General features: G+C 62.2%; 1 protein-coding gene. It reads left to right on the top strand.

Annotated features, from left to right (window positions below):
• Window positions 1-286, top strand: a 286-nt coding sequence (locus AAEY88_RS12930; protein WP_350563031.1) for an energy transducer TonB, incomplete at both ends; no start/stop codon positions are given.

Here is a 286-nt window from a genome sequence, read left to right as displayed (position 1 = left end):
AACTTGAACAGCAGCGCGTGGCCCAGGAACAGGCCCAGCAACAAGCGCGCCTAGCCGCTGACCATGCCCGCCAGCAAGCCGCGGCCCAAGCTGTTGCCGACAGCCGCCAATACCTGCCCCTGAGCAAGGAAGCTCCCGATTACCCCGAGCGTGCCCTGGACAAAAACATCGAAGGCGATTGCTCGGTGCAATACACCGTCAACCCACAAGGCAAGGTGGAGAACCCCAAGGTGCTGGATGGCTGCCATCCGCTGTTTATCCGCCCGTCACTGGCGGCGGCTAATAC

The sequence above is a fragment of the Psychrobacter sp. CAL346-MNA-CIBAN-0220 genome, assembly GCF_040309805.1.
In the GTDB taxonomy this organism is placed as follows: Bacteria; Pseudomonadota; Gammaproteobacteria; order Pseudomonadales; family Moraxellaceae; genus Psychrobacter.
The sequence above is the reverse complement of the archived record's forward strand: the minus strand, read 5'-3'. Positions and strand labels throughout refer to the sequence as shown.